Genomic DNA, 16,393 nt, shown 5'->3' on the forward strand with positions numbered 1-16,393 from the left:
CGCCTTCTACGCCACGCTTCGCGAAGGCAGGCCTGGGTCAAATCTTCGGCAGACCGCCGCCGGGGAACATGCCGCCCATCCCCCGCATCATCTTGGCCATGCCGCCCTTGGCGGTGAACTTCTTCATCATCTTCTGCATCTGCTTGTGCTGCTTGATCAGCCGGCCGATGTCCTGCACCTGGGTACCGGAACCCAGGGCGATACGGCGCTTGCGCGACCCGCTGATGATCTCGGGGTCGCGCCGCTCGGCAGGGGTCATGGAGTTGATGATCGCCTCCATCTGCTTGAACTGCTTTTCCGCCGCGCCCTGGGCATTGCCCATCTGCGCCAGGTTGACGCCGCCCATCTGCGGCAGCTTGTCCATCAGGCCGCCGAGACCGCCCATGTTCTTCATCTGCTGCAGCTGGTCGCGGAAGTCTTCCAGGTCGAAACCCTTGCCCTTCTTCAGCTTCTTGGTCAGCTTCTCGGCCTTCTCACGATCGAGGGTCTGTTCGGCCTGCTCGATCAGGCTGAGCACGTCGCCCATGCCGAGGATGCGCGAGGCGATCCGCTCGGGGTGGAAGGGCTCGAGGGCCTCGCTCTTCTCGCCCATGCCGATGAACTTGATCGGCTTGCCGGTGACGTGGCGCACCGACAGGGCCGCACCGCCGCGGGCATCGCCATCGACCTTGGTCAGCACCACGCCGGTCAGCGGCAGCGCATCGGCGAAGGCCTTGGCGGTATTGGCGGCATCCTGACCGGTCATGGCGTCGACCACGAACAGCGTTTCGGCCGGCTTGATCGCGCCGTGCAGGACCTGGATCTCGGCCATCATCTCGGCGTCGATGGCCAGGCGACCGGCGGTATCGACTATCACCACGTCGATGAACTTGAGCTTGGCCTCGCGGATCGCCGCCTCGGCGATCGCCACTGGCTTCTGGCTGATGTCCGAGGGGAAGAAGGTCACGCCGATATCGGCGGCCAGGGTCTCCAGCTGCTTGATCGCCGCCGGGCGATAGACGTCCGCGGAGACCACCAGCACGCTCTTCTTCTTGCGCTCCTTGAGGAAGCGCGCCAGCTTGCCGGCCGTGGTGGTCTTACCGGCGCCCTGCAGGCCCGCCATCAGCACCACCGCCGGCGGCGCGACACTCAGGGCGAGGTCCTCGTTGGCCGCGCCCATCAGCTCTTCCAGCTCGGCGCGGACGATCTTCACGAAGGCCTGGCCCGGTGTCAGGCTCTTCGACACCTCGGTGCCGACCGCCCGCTCCTTGACCTTGCCCACGAAGTCCTTGACCACCGGCAGCGCGACGTCGGCTTCGAGCAGGGCCATGCGCACTTCGCGCAGGGTGTCTTTGATGTTGTCCTCGGTCAGCTTGGCTTTGCCAGTGACGTTTCGCAGGGTCTGCGAGAGGCGGTCGGTAAGATTTTCGAACATGCGCGTTCCTTTCGGGTTCTTCTGAACCGAGGCTGAGCTTGCGGCAGGCGGCGGATTATAGCGAAGAGTCCGGGGCGCCGACACCGCCAGCGGTCTTTCGTGGGCCGCCGGTTGTATGCCACACTCAGCGCCTTTCGGGCCTGCCCAACAAGGACTTATGCACCCTCTGCTGCCCAGCCTCGCAGCCGCCTGCCTGTACGCCGGCGCCACTGCCTACCAGAGCCTTCGACTCACGCGGCGCGTCGCGCCGGACAAACGCCTGCTGGCCCTGCTCGGCGTGCTCGCCCTGCTCTTTCACGGCGCCAGCCTGTTCGCGCAGATGAGCCACAGCGCCGGCCTGGCCCTGGACTTCTTCAATGCCGCCAGCCTGATCGCCTTCGCGGTGATCCTGCTGAGCCTGCTGGCCTGCCTGCGCATGCCGGTGGAAAATCTGCTGCTGCTGCTCTTTCCCCTGGGATGTCTGACGGTATTGCTGGCGCAGCTGATGCCCAACGGTACCCTGCGACCGATCAACGAGGAGCCGGGCATCCTCGCCCACATCCTGCTGTCGATCATCGCCTACGGCATCCTGACCATCGCCGCGTTCCAGTCCCTGCTGCTGTTGCTGCAGGACTACCAGCTCAAGCACAAGCACCCGTCCGGCCTGATCAAGAGCTTCCCGCCGCTGCAAACCATGGAAAGCCTGCTGTTCGGCTTCCTCTGGGCCGGCTGGATACTGCTCTCGCTGTCGCTGCTGTCCGGCGCGCTGTTTCTCGACGACCTGCTCGCCCAACACCTGGCGCACAAGACCATCCTCTCCAGCTTCGCCTGGGTGGTGTTCGCCGTGCTGCTATGGGGTCGCCATCAGCTCGGCTGGCGCGGGCACAAGGCCATCCGCTGGACCCTGGCGGGCTTCTGCCTGCTGATGCTGGCGTATTTCGGCAGCAAGCTGGTCCGCGAATTCATCCTGCATATCTAGGCCCTGCCCCGTGGACAACCTACACCCCGGCTTCCTGATCGGCCTGCTGGTCTTCCTGCTGGCCTGCTCGGCCTTCTTCTCCAGCTCGGAGACCGGCCTGCTCAGCCTCAACCGCTATCGCCTGCGCCACCTGGCCAAGGAGGGCCATCGCGGCGCCAAGCGGGTCAGCGACCTGCTCAGCCGCCCGGACCGCCTGCTCGGCACCATTCTGATCGGCAACAACTTCGTCAACATCCTCGCTTCGGCCATCGCCACCGTACTGGCCATCCAGCTGTGGGGCGAGGCCGGCATCGCCATCGCCACTATCGGCCTGACCGTGGCGCTGCTGATCTTCGGCGAGATCACCCCCAAGACCCTGGCCGCCCTGCACCCGGAGCGGGTCGCCTACCCCTTCAGCCTGCCGCTGCTGCTGCTGCTCAAGCTGTTCTACCCCCTGGTGGTGCTGCTCAGCTGGATCAGCAACGGCCTGCTGCGGTTGCTCGGCGTCGACCCGGCCAGCAAGAGCAGCGACAGCCTGACCACCGAGGAGCTGCGCAGCGTGGTGCGCGAGTCCGGCCACGAGCTGCCGAAGAACCGCCAGAGCATGCTGCTGGGCATCCTCGACCTGGAGAAGGTCACGGTGAACGACATCATGATCCCGCGTCACGAGGTGGTCGGCATCGACCTGGAAGACGACATCGAGACCATCATCGCCCAGCTGCGCACCACCCCGCACACCCGCCTGCCGGTGTTCCGCGAGGACATCAACCAGATCGAGGGCGTGGTGCACATGCGCCAGATCGCCCGCCTGCTGAGCCACGACCAGCTGGACAAGGAGGCCCTGCTCGGCGCCTGCAACGAGCCCTACTTCGTCCCGGAAAGCACGCCGCTGTCGACCCAGCTGTTCAACTTCCAGAAGCACAAGCGGCGCATCGGCATCGTGGTCGACGAATACGGCGATGTGATCGGCATCGTCACCCTGGAGGACATCCTCGAAGAGATAGTCGGCGACTTCAACAACCAGGACAGCCTGCGCAGCCCGGACATCCACCCCCAGGAAGACGGCACCCAGGTGATCGACGGCGCCGCCTATATCCGCGAGGTGAACAAGGCCCTCGACTGGCACCTGCCCTGCGACGGCCCCAAGACCCTCAACGGCCTGATCACCGAGGCCCTGGAAAGCATTCCCGACAGCGCCGTGTGCCTGAAGATCGGCCCCTATCGCCTGGAGATCCTGCAATCCTCGGAGAACCGGGTGAAGAGCGTGCGGGTCTGGCAGGTCAGCCAGCAGGCCCAGCCGGAGCCGGCGCAAGACTAAGGGCCCCGGCCACCCCTTCGGCCCACAGGCGATAGCCCAGGGCGGACGGGTGATAGCCGTCCAGCGCCAGGTACTCGGCGGCAAACGGCAAGTCCAACGGGCAGTAGTCCGCGGCTATCCGCCCTGCCACCTCACGCAGCCCCGCATCCAGCAGCGCGGCCCGCACTCCGAGCAACGTCCGCAGCAGCCAGGGCAAGGCGCGAAAGTGCTGCAAGGGCGGTACGCCAGTGAAGACCACTCGCGCACCGCCCGCGGCCAAGGTCTCCGCCATGTCGCCGAGGGCCCGCTGCCAGCGGCGTATCGAGGTCAAGGCCGTGCTGTCGTTGACCCCGAAGACCAGCAGCACCAGCTCCGGCGAATCGTCCAGCACCTGCGGCAGCAGGCGCTTCCGGGCCTCGGCGACGGTGATGCCGTTCTCGCCACAGGCCCGCCAGACCACCGGCCGCCCCTGGCGCTCGCACAGGGCCCGGGCCAGGCAACCGACCAAGGCTTGGGACAGGCAGCTGACGCCGACCCCAGCCACGGTCGACTCGCCGAGCACCAGCAGAAGCAAGGGCTTGCCCGGCAACTGCCCACCGGCCACCCCCTGCAGCGGTCCGGCCGCCGGCGCCAACCTCAGTGCCCGACGACGGGTATGCAACGCCAGCGGCAGGAGCAACGGCAGCGCCGGCACCAGCAGCAGCCACCAGCGCAGCCCGCGCCAGCGACTCACAACTCGACGCTGACCGCCCGAGCCGCGCGCGCCGCCTTGTCGCGCGCCGCCTGCAGCGATTCGGCGCGGGCCAGGGCCACCCCCATGCGCCGCTGACCGCTGACCTGCGGCTTGCCGAACAGGCGCAAGGCGGTATCCGGCTCGGCCAGGGCCGCGTCAAGATGGGCGAACGCCACCTGCTGCGACTCGCCCTCGGCCAGCACCACCGCCGAAGCCGAGGGACCCAGCTGGCGGATCGCCGGAATCGGCAGGCCGAGGATGGCCCGCGCATGCAGGGCGAACTCGGACAGGTCCTGGGATATCAGGGTGACCAGGCCGGTGTCGTGGGGGCGCGGGGATATCTCGCAGAACCACACCCGATCGCCCTTGACGAACAGCTCGACGCCGAACAGCCCACGCCCGCCCAGGGCCTCGGTCACCGCCAGGGCGATGCGTTCGGCTTCGGCCTGAGCGCCGGGACTCATCGGCTGAGGCTGCCAGGACTCCTGGTAGTCGCCCCGGACCTGACGATGCCCGACCGGCGCACAGAAGGTGGTACCGCCGGCGTGGCGCACGGTAAGCAGGGCGATCTCGTAGTCGAAGTCGACGAAGCCCTCGACTATCACCCGCCCCTTGCCGGCACGACCGCCGGCCTGGGCATAGTCCCAGGCCGATTGCAGGTCATCGATGGACTTGAGCAGCGACTGGCCCTTGCCCGAGGAGCTCATGATCGGCTTGATCAGGCAGGGGAAGCCCAGGGCCTGCACCGCGGCACGGCACTGCTCGAAGGAATCGGCGAAGCGGTAGGGCGAGGTCGGCAACCCCAGCTCCTCGGCCGCCAGGCGGCGGATGCCCTCGCGGTTCATGGTCAGCTGGGCGGCGCGGGCACTAGGGATCACGCAGTAGCCTTCTTCTTCCAGCTCCACCAGGGTGGCCGTGGCGATGGCCTCGATCTCCGGGACTATGTAGTGCGGGCGCTCCAGCTCGATCACCGCCCGAAGCGCCGCGCCGTCGAGCATGTCCAGGACATGGCTGCGGTGCGCCACCTGCATGGCCGGGGCGTTGGCGTAACGATCCACGGCGATCACCTCGACACCGAAGCGCTGCAACTCGATCACCACTTCCTTGCCCAGCTCGCCAGCGCCGCACAGCAGCACACGGGTCGCGCTCGGCGACAGCGGGGTTCCGATACGGGACATAAGACTTCCTCGGGATAGTGCGAATAAGAAGGGGGCTGCAATGAACGAAAGGCGCCTAGAGCAGCACGCCCTTGGCCTCGGCACGCGCATGGCAGCGCGCCAGCACCTGGCGCCGCTCGCCGTCGTCCATCCGGCTCCAGCGAGTGATCTCGGCGACGTTACGCTGGCAACCGATGCAGATATCCTCATCGTCCAGCGCGCAGATGCTCACGCAGGGCGAAGCGACTGGACGCTCTACGGGCCTCATGATTCCTGCTCGGCCAGCTCGCGGGCATAGCGCTGGGCGTTGTGCACATAGTGGGCGGCGCTGGCCTCGAGCATCTTCTTCTGCTCCTCGCTCAGGCTGCGAATCACCTTGCCCGGGGAGCCGACCACCAGGGAGCCGTCGGGGATCTCCTTGCCCTCGCCGATCAGGGTGTTGGCGCCGATGATGCAGTACTTGCCGATCCTGGCGCCGTTGAGCACCACGGCGTTGATGCCGATCAGGCTGTAATCGCCCACCGAGCAGCCATGCAGCATGGCCTTGTGGCCGATGGTCACGCCCTTGCCGATGGAAAGCGGAAAGCCCATGTCGGTGTGCATCACCGTGCCGTCCTGGACGTTGCTCTGCTCGCCGATATGGATCGGCTCGTTGTCGCCGCGCAATACCGCGTTGAACCAGACGCTGGCACCGGCCTCCAGCTTGACCTTGCCGATCAGCGTGGCATTGGGCGCCACCCAGCTGTCCGGGTGAGCCTCGACCCGCACGGGTCCCAGGCGGTATTTCATGGACGGTTCCTCTGCTTGCGATTCAATTGAGCGCGATGTAGTGCGCGGGCGGCTGGTGCAGGGCGATTCCGGCGTCGTACAGCAGGTTGACCAGCTCCACCAGCATGATCGCCGTCAGCCCCCAGATCTTGTACTCGCCGTAGCGGTAGCTCGGCACGTACCAGCTCTGCCCGAGGTAATCGATGCGATGGGTCACCTCCCGCGGATCGTCGCGGAAGAACGCCAGCGGCACCGAGAACACCGAGGCGATCTCGCCGTCGTTCGCCCGGTACTCCACGTAGTCCGGCACCAACCCGACATAGGGCGTGACCTGGATGCCATGGCGCGACACCACCGAGCTGAGCGGCCCGATCACCTCCACCAGCCCCGGCGGCAGGCCGATCTCCTCCTCCGCCTCGCGCAACGCGGTGCGGATCAGGTCCACGTCCTCCGGATCGCGCCGCCCGCCGGGGAAGGCCACCTCGCCACCGTGGGTGGACAGGCCGCTGGCGCGCAGGGTCAGCACCACCTCCGGCTCGTCGCTACGGGTGATAGGCACCAGCACAGCCGCCTCGGGGAAGCTGCGGTCGGTCTCCAGATGGCGCGGACTGTGACCGCGCACGCGGTGGAGTAGCTCATCCAGCATGGGCACTCTCGGGCTTGTTTTCCGCCCCGGATAATCGCATGAAAGCCGCGCACCACCCAAGCCCACCGACTCCGGCCGCCCCGGATACCCGGTCCGCTTGCCGCCAGCCCCCGACGCGCGCCAAGATAGATAATGAGCCCGGAGGATTCGGCATGAAGTTCTGCAGCCAGTGCGGCAGCCCGGTCACCCAGCGCGTCCCCGCCGGCGACAATCGCCCGCGCTATGTCTGCGGTCACTGCCACACCATCCACTACCAGAACCCGCGCATCGTCGCCGGCTGCCTGCCGGTGTGGGGCGAACAGGTGCTGCTGTGCCGCCGCGCCATCGAACCGCGTCGCGGCTACTGGACCCTGCCCGCCGGCTTCATGGAGAACGGCGAGACCCTCGAGCAGGCGGCAGCGCGGGAAACCGAGGAAGAGGCCTGCGCCCGGGTCCGCGACCTGAACCTCTACACCCTGTTCGACCTGCCGCACATCAATCAGGTGTACCTGTTCTTTCGCGCCGAACTGGTGGACCTGGACTTCGCCGCGGGCGAGGAAAGCCTGGAAGTACAGCTGTTCGATGAGAACGAGATCCCTTGGTCAGCGCTGGCTTTCCCGACCGTGGCCCGTACCCTAGAATGCTTCTTCGCCGACCGCCGGGAGCATGTCTACCCGGTTCGCAACGAGCCTCTGGAGGCCTTGCGCGCGCACTTCAGGAAACCCCTTTGACCGCGGATATCACCCCCATGCGCTGGCTGCTCGCCCTGCTCTGCCTGTCCCTGAACCTGACTGCCCAGGCCAGCACCACGACCACTCTGAGCGGCCCCAGCGTGGACAAGGTGCTGGTGCTCAAGTCCGAGCGCCAGCTGCAGCTGCTCAGTCGCGGCCAGCCGCTCAAGTCCTACCGCATCTCCCTCGGCAAGCAGCCCAGCGGCGCCAAGCAGCGCGAGGGCGACCTGCGCACCCCGGAGGGGCTCTACTGGATCGATTGGCGCAAGACCAGCGAGAAGTACCAGCTGTCCCTGCACATCTCCTACCCCAACGCCCGCGACCTGGCCAAGGCCCGCGACCAGGGCGTATCGGCCGGCGGCATGATCATGATCCACGGCACGCCGCTGGACGAGGAATATCCGGAATGGTTCTTCCACACCCTGGACTGGACCGAGGGCTGCATCGCCATGAAGAACAGCGACATGCGCGAGGTGTGGGAGCTGGTCAAGGACGGCACGCTGATCGAGATTCGCCCCTGATCGCACGAATAGAAATAAGGCGCCCAACGGCGCCTTCTTTCTGCACGGTGCGACTAGAACTGCAGATCGGACAGGCGCCATACCTCGAACGCCGGGGTCTCGTAGGGGTGAGCCTGTTTCAGGGCCTTGACCGCCTGGTGGATCGACTCGTCGGCGACCACCAACTCGACCTTCCATTCCGTCACCTGCTCCACTTCGCCGACCTGACCGAGGTAAGGCTGACTGCCCTGTAGCGGGCGGAACTGGCCCTGGCCGAGCACCTGCCAGCAGCAGCTGTCATATTGACCGATGCGTCCGGCGCCTGCGGCGAACACCGCCTGCTTCACCTCATGCAGATGGCTTTCCGGGACATAGAAACACAGCTTGTACATCGAGATCTCCGCGACTGGGGCAAATCGAGAATAGCCGAACAGGACACCGCAGAATGGTGGCACTTTGCCTTAATCGTAATCCACGGCGTGCATCACAACTCGATGCTTTGACTGACGACCTGCACAGACGTTCAGCCTAGTCGCCACGCCAGAAGCGCCGCCAGCGTGCCGACCACTGGCCGACGGACTGTAGCTGCCGTCGCAATAAGGCAGGCACCTCGACAGGCCGCAGCGGCACAGCAGCAGGAGCCGCTCGCGCAGAGGCTCGAGCCACAAGCCTTCGGCACAGTCGGAGGGACAGTCGGGAAGCGCGGACGAACGCCCGCAGCGGCACAGCAGCAAGGTATCGCCGGACTCGACCCGGCGCACCTCGGGTACAGCGGCGCGGACTCACCGGGCATGGGTCCGCGCCTTCAGCCTCAGTCCACCCAGACCCGGGCGTTGCGGAACATGCGTAGCCAGCCGGCATCTTCCTGCCAGTCGTCCGGGCGCCAGGAGTTCTGCACGGCGCGGAACACCCGCTCCGGGTGCGGCATCATGATGGTCACCCGACCGTCGCGGCTGGTCAGGCCGGTGATCCCGCGCGGCGAACCGTTGGGGTTGGCCGGGTAGGTCTCGGTGACCTTGCCGTGGCTGTCGACGAAGCGCATGGCCACGCAGCCGGACAGGTCGGCCTCCAGCAGCGCCTCCTCGCTCTCGAACTCGGCATGGCCCTCGCCGTGGGCGATGGCGATCGGCATGCGCGAACCGGCCATGCCACGCAAGAAGATCGACGCCGACTCCTGCACCTGGACCATGGCCACACGGGCCTCGAACTGCTCGGAACGGTTGCGCACGAAGTGCGGCCAGAACTCGCTGCCGGGGATCAGCTCGTGCAGGTTCGACAGCATCTGACAGCCGTTGCACACGCCCAGGGCGAAACTGTCGCTGCGCGCGAAGAAGCCCTGGAAGGCATCGCGGGCGCGGCTGTTGAACAGGATCGACTTGGCCCAGCCCTCGCCGGCGCCGAGCACGTCGCCATAGGAGAAGCCGCCGCAGGCGACCAGGCCCTTGAAGGCTTCGAGGTCGACGCGACCGGCGAGGATATCGCTCATGTGCACGTCGATGGCGTTGAAGCCGGCGCGATCGAAGGCCGCGGCCATCTCCACCTGACCGTTGACGCCCTGCTCGCGCAGCACGGCGATCTGCGGCCGCACGCCCTTCTTGATATAGGGCGCGGCGATGTCCTCGTTGACGTCGTAGCCGAGCTTGACGCTCAGGCCCGGGTTGTCCTCTTCGAGCAGGGCGTCGAACTCCTGATCGGCGCACTGGGCGTTGTCGCGCAGACGCTGGATCTGGTAGCTGGTCTCGGACCACTGGCGCTGCAGCAGGCGACGCTCGCCGGCGAACACCGTCTGCCCGGCGAAGCCGATGATCACCTCGGCGTTGTTGACCGGCTGGCCGATCACCGCCACGCAGTCACCCAGGCCGGCGGCGCTGAACTGTGCCAGCACGTCCGGCGTGGCGTCCTGGCGCACCTGGATCAGCGCACCCAGCTCCTCGTTGAACAGCACCGCGGCCAGTTCCTCGCGACCATCGGCCAGGGCGTCGAGCTGCAGGTTGAGGCCGCAGTGGCCGGCGAAGGCCATCTCCAGCGCGGTGACCAGCAGGCCACCGTCAGAACGGTCGTGATAGGCCAGCAGGTGGCCGTCGGCATTCAAGCCCTGGATCACCGCGAAGAACGCCTTGAGGTCCTCGGCATCGTCGACGTCCGGGGCCTGGCGGCCGATCCGGCCGTGCACCTGGGCGAGGATCGAGGCGCCCATGCGGTTCTGCCCGCGGCCCAGGTCGATCAGGATCAGGTCGGTCTCGCCCTTGTCCATGCGCAGCTGCGGGGTCAGGGTCTGGCGGATGTCGCTAACCGGGGCGAAGCCGGTGACGATCAGCGACAACGGCGCGGTGACGCTCTTGTCCTCGCCCGCGTCCTGCCAGCGGGTCTTCATCGACATCGAGTCCTTGCCCACCGGAATGGTGATGCCCAGCTCCGGGCACAGCTCCATGCCGACGGCCTTGACCGTGTCGTACAGGCGCGCATCCTCGCCCGGGTGGCCGGCGGCGGCCATCCAGTTGGCCGACAGCTTGATGTCGGAAATCTTCTCGATGCGCGAGGCCGCCAGGTTGGTCAGGGTCTCGCCGATCGCCATGCGCCCGGAGGCCGGGGCGTCGAGCAGGGCCAGCGGGGTACGCTCGCCCATGGCCATGGCTTCGCCGGTGTAGACGTCGAAGCTGGTGGCGGTGACGGCGCAATCGGCCACCGGCACCTGCCAGGGCCCGACCATCTGGTCGCGGGCCACCAGGCCGGTGATGGTGCGGTCGCCGATGGTGATCAGGAAGCTCTTGCTGGCCACCGCCGGGTGGTGCAGCACGCGGCTGACGGCGTCCTCGAGGTCCAGGCTGCCGGCGTCGAAGTCGTCGCCCAGCTCGGCCTCGCGGTCGGCCGAACGGTGCATGCGCGGCGCCTTGCCGAGCAGCACGTTGAGCGGCATGTCCACCGCGTTGTTGCCGAAATGGCTGTCGGCGACGGTCAGGTGCGGCTCCTCGGTGGCCTCGCCGACCACCGCGAAGGGGCAGCGCTCGCGCTCGCAGATGGCCTTGAACCGCTCGAAGTCGGCGGCGTCGACCGCCAGCACGTAGCGCTCCTGGGACTCGTTGCACCAGATTTCCAGCGGCGCCATGCCCGGCTCGTCGTTGGGCACGTTGCGCAGCTCGAAGCGGCCGCCGCGACCGCCGTCGTTGACCAACTCGGGGAAGGCGTTGGACAGGCCGCCGGCGCCGACGTCGTGGATGAAGGCGATGGGGTTCTGCTCGCCGAGCTGCCAGCAGCGGTCGATCACCTCCTGGCAACGGCGCTCCATCTCCGGGTTCTCGCGCTGCACCGAGGCGAAGTCGAGGTCGGCCGAGCTGGTGCCGGTGGCCATCGACGAGGCGGCGCCGCCGCCCAGGCCGATCAGCATGGCCGGGCCGCCGAGCACGATCAGCTTGGCGCCGACGCTGATCTCGCCCTTCTGCACGTGTTCGCCGCGAATATTGCCCATGCCGCCGGCGAGCATGATCGGCTTGTGGTAGCCACGTACCTCTTCGCCGCGCGGCGTGGCGATCGCCTGTTCGAAGGTGCGGAAATAGCCGGTCAGCGCCGGGCGGCCGAATTCGTTGTTGAACGCGGCGCCGCCGAGTGGGCCCTCGATCATGATGTCCAGCGCGGTGACGATGCGCTCGGGCTTGCCGTAGGGCACTTCCCAGGGCTGTTCGAAGCCGGGGATCTGCAGGTTGGACACGGTGAAGCCGGTCAGGCCGGCCTTGGGCTTGGCGCCGCGGCCGGTGGCACCCTCGTCGCGGATCTCGCCGCCGGAGCCGGTGGAGGCCCCCGGGAAGGGGGCGATGGCAGTCGGGTGGTTGTGCGTCTCCACCTTCATCAGGATGTGCACCGGCTCCTCGACTGCGCCGTACTGGCGGGTCTCGCCGTTGGGGAAGAAGCGCCCGGCCTTGTGCCCGACTATCACCGCGGCGTTGTCCTTGTAGGCCGACAGCACGCCCTCGCTGTGCATCTGGTAGGTGTTCTTGATCATGCCGAACAGGGATTTCTCCTGGGCTTGACCGTCGATATCCCAGCTGGCGTTGAAGATCTTGTGCCGGCAGTGCTCGGAGTTGGCCTGGGCGAACATCATCAGCTCGATGTCATGGGGGTTGCGCCCCAGATCCTTGAAGCTCTGCACCAGGTAGTCGATCTCGTCCTCGGCCAGGGCCAGGCCCAGTTCGACGTTGGCCTGCTCGAGGGCGGCGCGGCCACCGCCGAGCACGTCCACCGCGGTCAGCGGCTTGGGTGCGGCATGGCTGAACAGCGCCGCGGCGCCTTCCAGGTTGTCCAGCACCAGCTGGGTCATGCGGTCGTGCAACAGGGCGGCGACCTGCTCGGACTCGGCGGCGCTCAGCTCGCCGGTCACGTAGTAGGCGATGCCGCGTTCCAGGCGCTGGATCTTCGCCAGACCGCAGTTGTGGGCGATGTCGCTGGCCTTGCTCGACCAGGGCGAGATGGTGCCGAAACGCGGGATGGTCAGGAACAGCTGGCCGCTGGGCTCCTGCACCGGCACGCTCGGGCCGTATTTCAGCAGACGGGCCAGCACCCGCTCTTCGTCGGCATCGAGCACACCGGAGACGTCGGCAAAATGCGCGAACTCGGCGTACAGTCCGGTCACAGCGGGTACTTTGCCGGTCAGTTGCTCGAGCAATTTACCGTGGCGGAAAGCAGAAAGGGCGGGAGCGCCGCGCAGGATCAGCATCGGGGGACAGCCTCTGGGAAGGGGGTGTACTTTGAGGCCGTGCATTCTAGCCTAAAGCGGCGCACGGCGGCACCCGTAGCGCAGTCCGTACGGCGCCCGGCGTGCTAGCAGAGAAGGCCGATGCTGTCGAGATATGGCGCACAGGATGCTTTGCGTATACTGCGCTAATGTTTGCCCAATCTGCGTTCCGCTCCCGCTGCGCCCGCTGGCTGTCAGCGATCGGAATCCTCCTGCTGCTCGGCGGCTGTGTCGAAGAACCCAGCACCCTCGAGCGCGTCCAGGCGGAGGGTGTGCTGCGCGTGATCACCCGCAACAGCCCGGCCACCTACTTCCAGGACCGCAACGGCGAGACCGGCTTCGAATACGAGCTGGTCAAGCGCCTGGCCGCCGACCTGGGCGTCGAGCTGCAGATCGAGACCGCCGACAACCTCGACCAGCTGTTCGCCCGCCTCGGCGAGGCCAAGGGCCCGGTGCTGGCCGCCGCCAGCCTGGTGGCAAGCGACGGACGGCGGCAGATCGCCCGCTTTTCCCAGCCTTACCTGCAAGTCACCCCGCAGGTCGTCTACCGCAACGGCCAACTGCGCCCGACCCGCCCCCAGGACCTGCTCGGCAAACGCATTCTGGTGCTCAAGGGCAGCAGCCACGCCGAGCAGTTGGCGGCACTCAAGATCGAACTCCCCGAGTTGAAGTACGAGGAGTCCGCCGAGGTGGAGGTGGTCGACTTGCTGCGCATGGTCGACGAAGGGCAGATCGACCTGACCCTGGTGGACTCCAACGAACTGGCGATGAACCAGGTGTATTTCCCCAACGTGCGCGTGGCCTTCGATTTCGGCGACACCCAGGGCCTGGGCTGGGCCGTCGCCCCCGGCGAGGACCGCAGCCTGCTCGAGGCGGTCGATGCCTTTCTCGCCCGCGCCCAGCAGAACGGCAGCCTCAAGCGCCTGACCGAGCGCTACTACGGCCATGTCGACGTCCTCGGCTACGTGGGGGCCTACACCTTCGCCAAGCACCTGCAGCAGCGCCTGCCCCTCTACGAGAAGCACTTCCGCGAGGCCGCCCGGGCCCAGGGGGTGGACTGGCGCCTGCTGGCCGCCATGGGCTACCAGGAATCCCTGTGGCAGCCGACCGCCACCTCCAAGACCGGCGTACGCGGCCTGATGATGCTGACGCTACGCACCGCCCAGGCCATGGGCGTATCCAATCGCCTCGACCCCAAGCAGAGCATCGACGGCGGCGCCAAGTACATCGTCCGGGTGAAGGAGCAGCTGCCGGCCGGCATAGCCGAGCCGGATCGCACCTGGTTCGCCCTGGCCGCCTACAACGTCGGCGCCGGCCACCTGGAGGACGCGCGCAAGCTCACCGAGGCCGAGGGCCTGGACCCCAACAAGTGGCTGGACGTGCAGAAGATCCTGCCGCGCCTGGCGCAGAAGCAGTGGTACAGCAAGACCCGCTACGGCTATGCCCGTGGCGGCGAGCCGGTGCACTTCGTGCGCAACATCCGCCGCTACTACGACATCCTCACCTGGGTCACGCAGCCGCAACTGGAAGGCCCCCAGGTGGCCGAATCCAGCCTGCACGTACCGGGCGTCAACAAGAACCCGCCGCGCGAGCAACTGCCGCCGCTCTGAGGCCTAACGGGCCCCTCTGCGCGCCCTGAAGAAGGCGCTGAGCATCTCGCTGCACTCCTGTGCCAGCACCCCACCCTCGATCAGCACCCGGTGGTTGAGGAACCCCTGACTGAAGAACTCGCCGCGGCTGAGCGCCACTCCGGCCTTGGGCTCGGTGGCGCCGTACACCACCCGCTCGATCCGCCCATGGACGATCAGCCCGGCGCACATGCTGCACGGCTCCAGGGTCACATACAGGGCGCTGCCGGGCAGACGGTAGTTGCCGACGGCCTTGGCCGCAGCCCGGATGGCCACCATCTCGGCATGGGCGCTGGGATCATGGGTGGAGATCGGGCAATTGAAGCCGCGACCGATGACGACGCCATCCTGCACCAGCACGGCGCCCACCGGCACCTCGCCCAAGGCGGCGCCGGCAGCCGCCTCGGCCAGGGCCTGACGCATGAAGTGCTCGTCGCGCGAGCGATCGATGATCCTGGGCTGACGCACGCTCAAGCCACCTCGATGGAGGCCATCAGGCCGGTTTCCATATGGTCGATGACATGGCAGTGGAACATCCACACCCCCGGATTATCGGCGACCAGGGCGATGCGCGCCCGCTCGTTCTTGCCCAGCAGGTAGGTGTCCGTGTAGTAGGGCTCGATGCGCTTGCGATTGGAGGCGAGCACCTTGAAGGTCATGCCGTGCAGGTGGATCGGGTGCTGGTACTGGGTCATGTTGCGCAACTCGAAGACATAGCTCTTGCCCAGCTGCAGCCGGGCAATGGGCCGATCGGCACAGGTCTTGTCGTTGATGTCCCAGGCCTGGCCGTTGATCTGCCAGAAGCTGGGCGCGGCGCCCCGCTCCACCCCCACCGACACCGCGCCGACCCACTCGAAGTTGAAGCGCAGGGTTTCGGCGGCGGCCAGGTCCGGTTCGGCGATGGGATTGGCCGGCAGGGCCGGCGGCCAGTCGCCCGGCGCCTCGGCAGAGGCCACCGCACGCAAGGTGGCCAGGCGCAGCGGACCGTTGCGCAGGGACAGCTCGGCGCCCGCCGCCGGCACCTTGAGCCCCAGCTCGATACGCATCCCCGGCCCCAGCCAGTAACCTTTCCCCAGCGGCCGCGGCGTCACCGGATTGCCATCCAGGGCATAGATACGCGCCTCGGCGCCCGGCAGGTTGAGGCGATAGGTCAGGGTATTGTCCAGGTTGATCAGACGCAGGCGCACCACCTGCCCGGCCGGCAGCTCCAGGGTCGGCACGTGCACGCCATTGACCGTGCTCAGGGTGCCCGGCGTACCGCCGCGCGCCGCCTCCCGCGGCACGCTGAAGGCGGTGAAGGCCCCCTGGCCGTCGACATGCCAGCTCTTCAGGCTGAGCGTACGCTCGTGAGCGAAGCCGCTCGGCTCGCGCTCCTCGACGATCAACGGACCGACCAGGCCGCGCCCCAGCTGTTCGCTGCTGTCGGTATGCGGGTGGTACCAGAAGCTGCCGGCGTCCGGCGTCCTGAACCGGTAGTCGAAGTATTCGCCCGGCAGCACCGGCAACTGCGAGACATAGGGCACACCGTCCATCTCCAGCGGCAAGCGGATGCCGTGCCAATGGATGGTGGTCGGCACCTTGAGGCGGTTGATGAAGCGCACCCGCAGCCATTCGCCCTGCTTGGCGCGAATCTCCAGCCCCGGCGCCTGGCCGCCGTAGGCCCAGGCCGGGGTCGGGTGCCCCGGCACCAGCTCCACGTCCAGCGGCGCGGCGATCAACTCGTAGTCGTATTCAGCCGGGACCTGTGGTCGCCCCAACCAGTAACGCACGCCGCCAGCACCGAGGCCTGCGACGCCGAGGCCGGCCAGGCCGGCGAGAATCTGTCTGCGGCTAAATGCCATATTCGCTTCCCTAACCCGGACGAACGCCGGGACAGC

At 67.3% G+C, this 16,393-nt stretch carries 15 protein-coding genes; 5 read left to right on the forward strand and 10 right to left on the reverse strand.

Translation table 11 applies throughout. From position 1 onward, the window contains the following. Positions 1–37: 37 nt before the first annotated feature. Complete coding sequence (gene ffh / locus SBP02_RS15345) at positions 38–1,414, reverse strand: signal recognition particle protein (RefSeq protein ID WP_318642979.1); 1,377 nt, start codon at positions 1,412–1,414, stop codon at positions 38–40. 157 nt (positions 1,415–1,571) lie between these two features. Here ffh and SBP02_RS15350 point away from each other — a divergent pair, with 157 nt between their 5' ends. Further along, the gene (locus SBP02_RS15350) at positions 1,572–2,372 is read left to right on the forward strand and encodes a cytochrome C assembly family protein (protein WP_318642980.1); all 801 of its coding nucleotides are present in this window, start codon (positions 1,572–1,574) and stop codon (positions 2,370–2,372) included. A gap of 10 nt (positions 2,373–2,382) precedes the next feature. Beyond that, the gene (locus SBP02_RS15355) at positions 2,383–3,669 is read left to right on the forward strand and encodes an HlyC/CorC family transporter (RefSeq protein WP_318642981.1); all 1,287 of its coding nucleotides are present in this window, start codon (positions 2,383–2,385) and stop codon (positions 3,667–3,669) included. On the opposite strand, the gene SBP02_RS15360 is transcribed toward SBP02_RS15355, so the two are convergent. Genes SBP02_RS15360 through SBP02_RS15380 form a run of 5 tightly spaced genes read right to left on the reverse strand, consistent with a single transcriptional unit; the run spans position 3,632 to position 6,952 of the window. Beyond that, positions 3,632–4,381: an SGNH/GDSL hydrolase family protein gene (locus tag SBP02_RS15360; RefSeq protein ID WP_318642982.1), complete on the reverse strand. Its 750-nt coding sequence runs from the start codon at positions 4,379–4,381 to the stop codon at positions 3,632–3,634. The two genes, SBP02_RS15355 and SBP02_RS15360, sit on opposite strands and share 38 nt — an antisense overlap. Continuing rightward, the gene (gene purT / locus SBP02_RS15365; protein ID WP_318642983.1) at positions 4,378–5,559 is read right to left on the reverse strand and encodes a formate-dependent phosphoribosylglycinamide formyltransferase; all 1,182 of its coding nucleotides are present in this window, start codon (positions 5,557–5,559) and stop codon (positions 4,378–4,380) included. The genes SBP02_RS15360 and purT overlap by 4 nt, the downstream gene beginning before the upstream one ends. Positions 5,560–5,614: 55 nt before the next feature. Further along, positions 5,615–5,806 carry a DUF1289 domain-containing protein gene (locus tag SBP02_RS15370; protein WP_318642984.1) on the reverse strand — a complete coding sequence of 64 codons (192 nt, stop codon included), beginning with the start codon at positions 5,804–5,806 and terminating at the stop codon, positions 5,615–5,617. Beyond that, positions 5,803–6,327: a gamma carbonic anhydrase family protein gene (locus SBP02_RS15375; RefSeq protein WP_318642985.1), complete on the reverse strand. Its 525-nt coding sequence runs from the start codon at positions 6,325–6,327 to the stop codon at positions 5,803–5,805. The genes SBP02_RS15370 and SBP02_RS15375 overlap by 4 nt, the downstream gene beginning before the upstream one ends. A 22-nt stretch (positions 6,328–6,349) precedes the next feature. Continuing rightward, positions 6,350–6,952: a CoA pyrophosphatase gene (locus SBP02_RS15380; protein WP_318642986.1), complete on the reverse strand. Its 603-nt coding sequence runs from the start codon at positions 6,950–6,952 to the stop codon at positions 6,350–6,352. Positions 6,953–7,104: 152 nt separating this feature from the next. On the opposite strand from SBP02_RS15380, the gene SBP02_RS15385 reads away from it, so the two are divergent. Together SBP02_RS15385 and SBP02_RS15390 are read left to right on the forward strand one after the other, a co-directional pair. Then, positions 7,105–7,662, forward strand: coding sequence for an NUDIX hydrolase (locus tag SBP02_RS15385; RefSeq protein ID WP_318642987.1), 558 nt, complete (start codon positions 7,105–7,107; stop codon positions 7,660–7,662). Positions 7,663–7,679: 17 nt separating this feature from the next. Further along, positions 7,680–8,183 (forward strand): L,D-transpeptidase family protein, encoded by a 504-nt coding sequence (locus tag SBP02_RS15390; protein WP_318646352.1) that lies wholly within the window; start codon positions 7,680–7,682, stop codon positions 8,181–8,183. Between the two features lie 53 nt (positions 8,184–8,236). On the opposite strand, the gene SBP02_RS15395 is transcribed toward SBP02_RS15390, so the two are convergent. After that, positions 8,237–8,554, reverse strand: coding sequence for a YqfO family protein (locus SBP02_RS15395; protein ID WP_318642988.1), 318 nt, complete (start codon positions 8,552–8,554; stop codon positions 8,237–8,239). A gap of 419 nt (positions 8,555–8,973) precedes the next feature. Next, positions 8,974–12,870, reverse strand: a complete 3,897-nt coding sequence (purL, locus tag SBP02_RS15400) for a phosphoribosylformylglycinamidine synthase (protein WP_318642989.1) — start codon at positions 12,868–12,870, stop codon at positions 8,974–8,976. A gap of 167 nt (positions 12,871–13,037) precedes the next feature. On the opposite strand from purL, the gene mltF reads away from it, so the two are divergent. Next, positions 13,038–14,498 (forward strand): membrane-bound lytic murein transglycosylase MltF, encoded by a 1,461-nt coding sequence (mltF, locus tag SBP02_RS15405; RefSeq protein ID WP_318642990.1) that lies wholly within the window; start codon positions 13,038–13,040, stop codon positions 14,496–14,498. Between the two features lie 3 nt (positions 14,499–14,501). Here the strand turns inward: mltF and tadA are convergent, their stop codons facing one another. Both tadA and SBP02_RS15415 read right to left on the reverse strand, forming a co-directional pair. Next, positions 14,502–14,984: a tRNA adenosine(34) deaminase TadA gene (gene tadA / locus SBP02_RS15410; RefSeq protein WP_318646353.1), complete on the reverse strand. Its 483-nt coding sequence runs from the start codon at positions 14,982–14,984 to the stop codon at positions 14,502–14,504. Between the two features lie 2 nt (positions 14,985–14,986). Next, entirely contained in the window at positions 14,987–16,357 is a 1,371-nt protein-coding gene (locus SBP02_RS15415) for a multicopper oxidase family protein (protein ID WP_318642991.1), read from the reverse strand. Positions 16,358–16,393 lie beyond the last annotated feature (36 nt).

The sequence above is a fragment of the Pseudomonas benzenivorans genome, assembly GCF_033547155.1.
Taxonomy (GTDB): domain Bacteria; phylum Pseudomonadota; class Gammaproteobacteria; order Pseudomonadales; family Pseudomonadaceae; genus Aquipseudomonas; species Aquipseudomonas benzenivorans_B.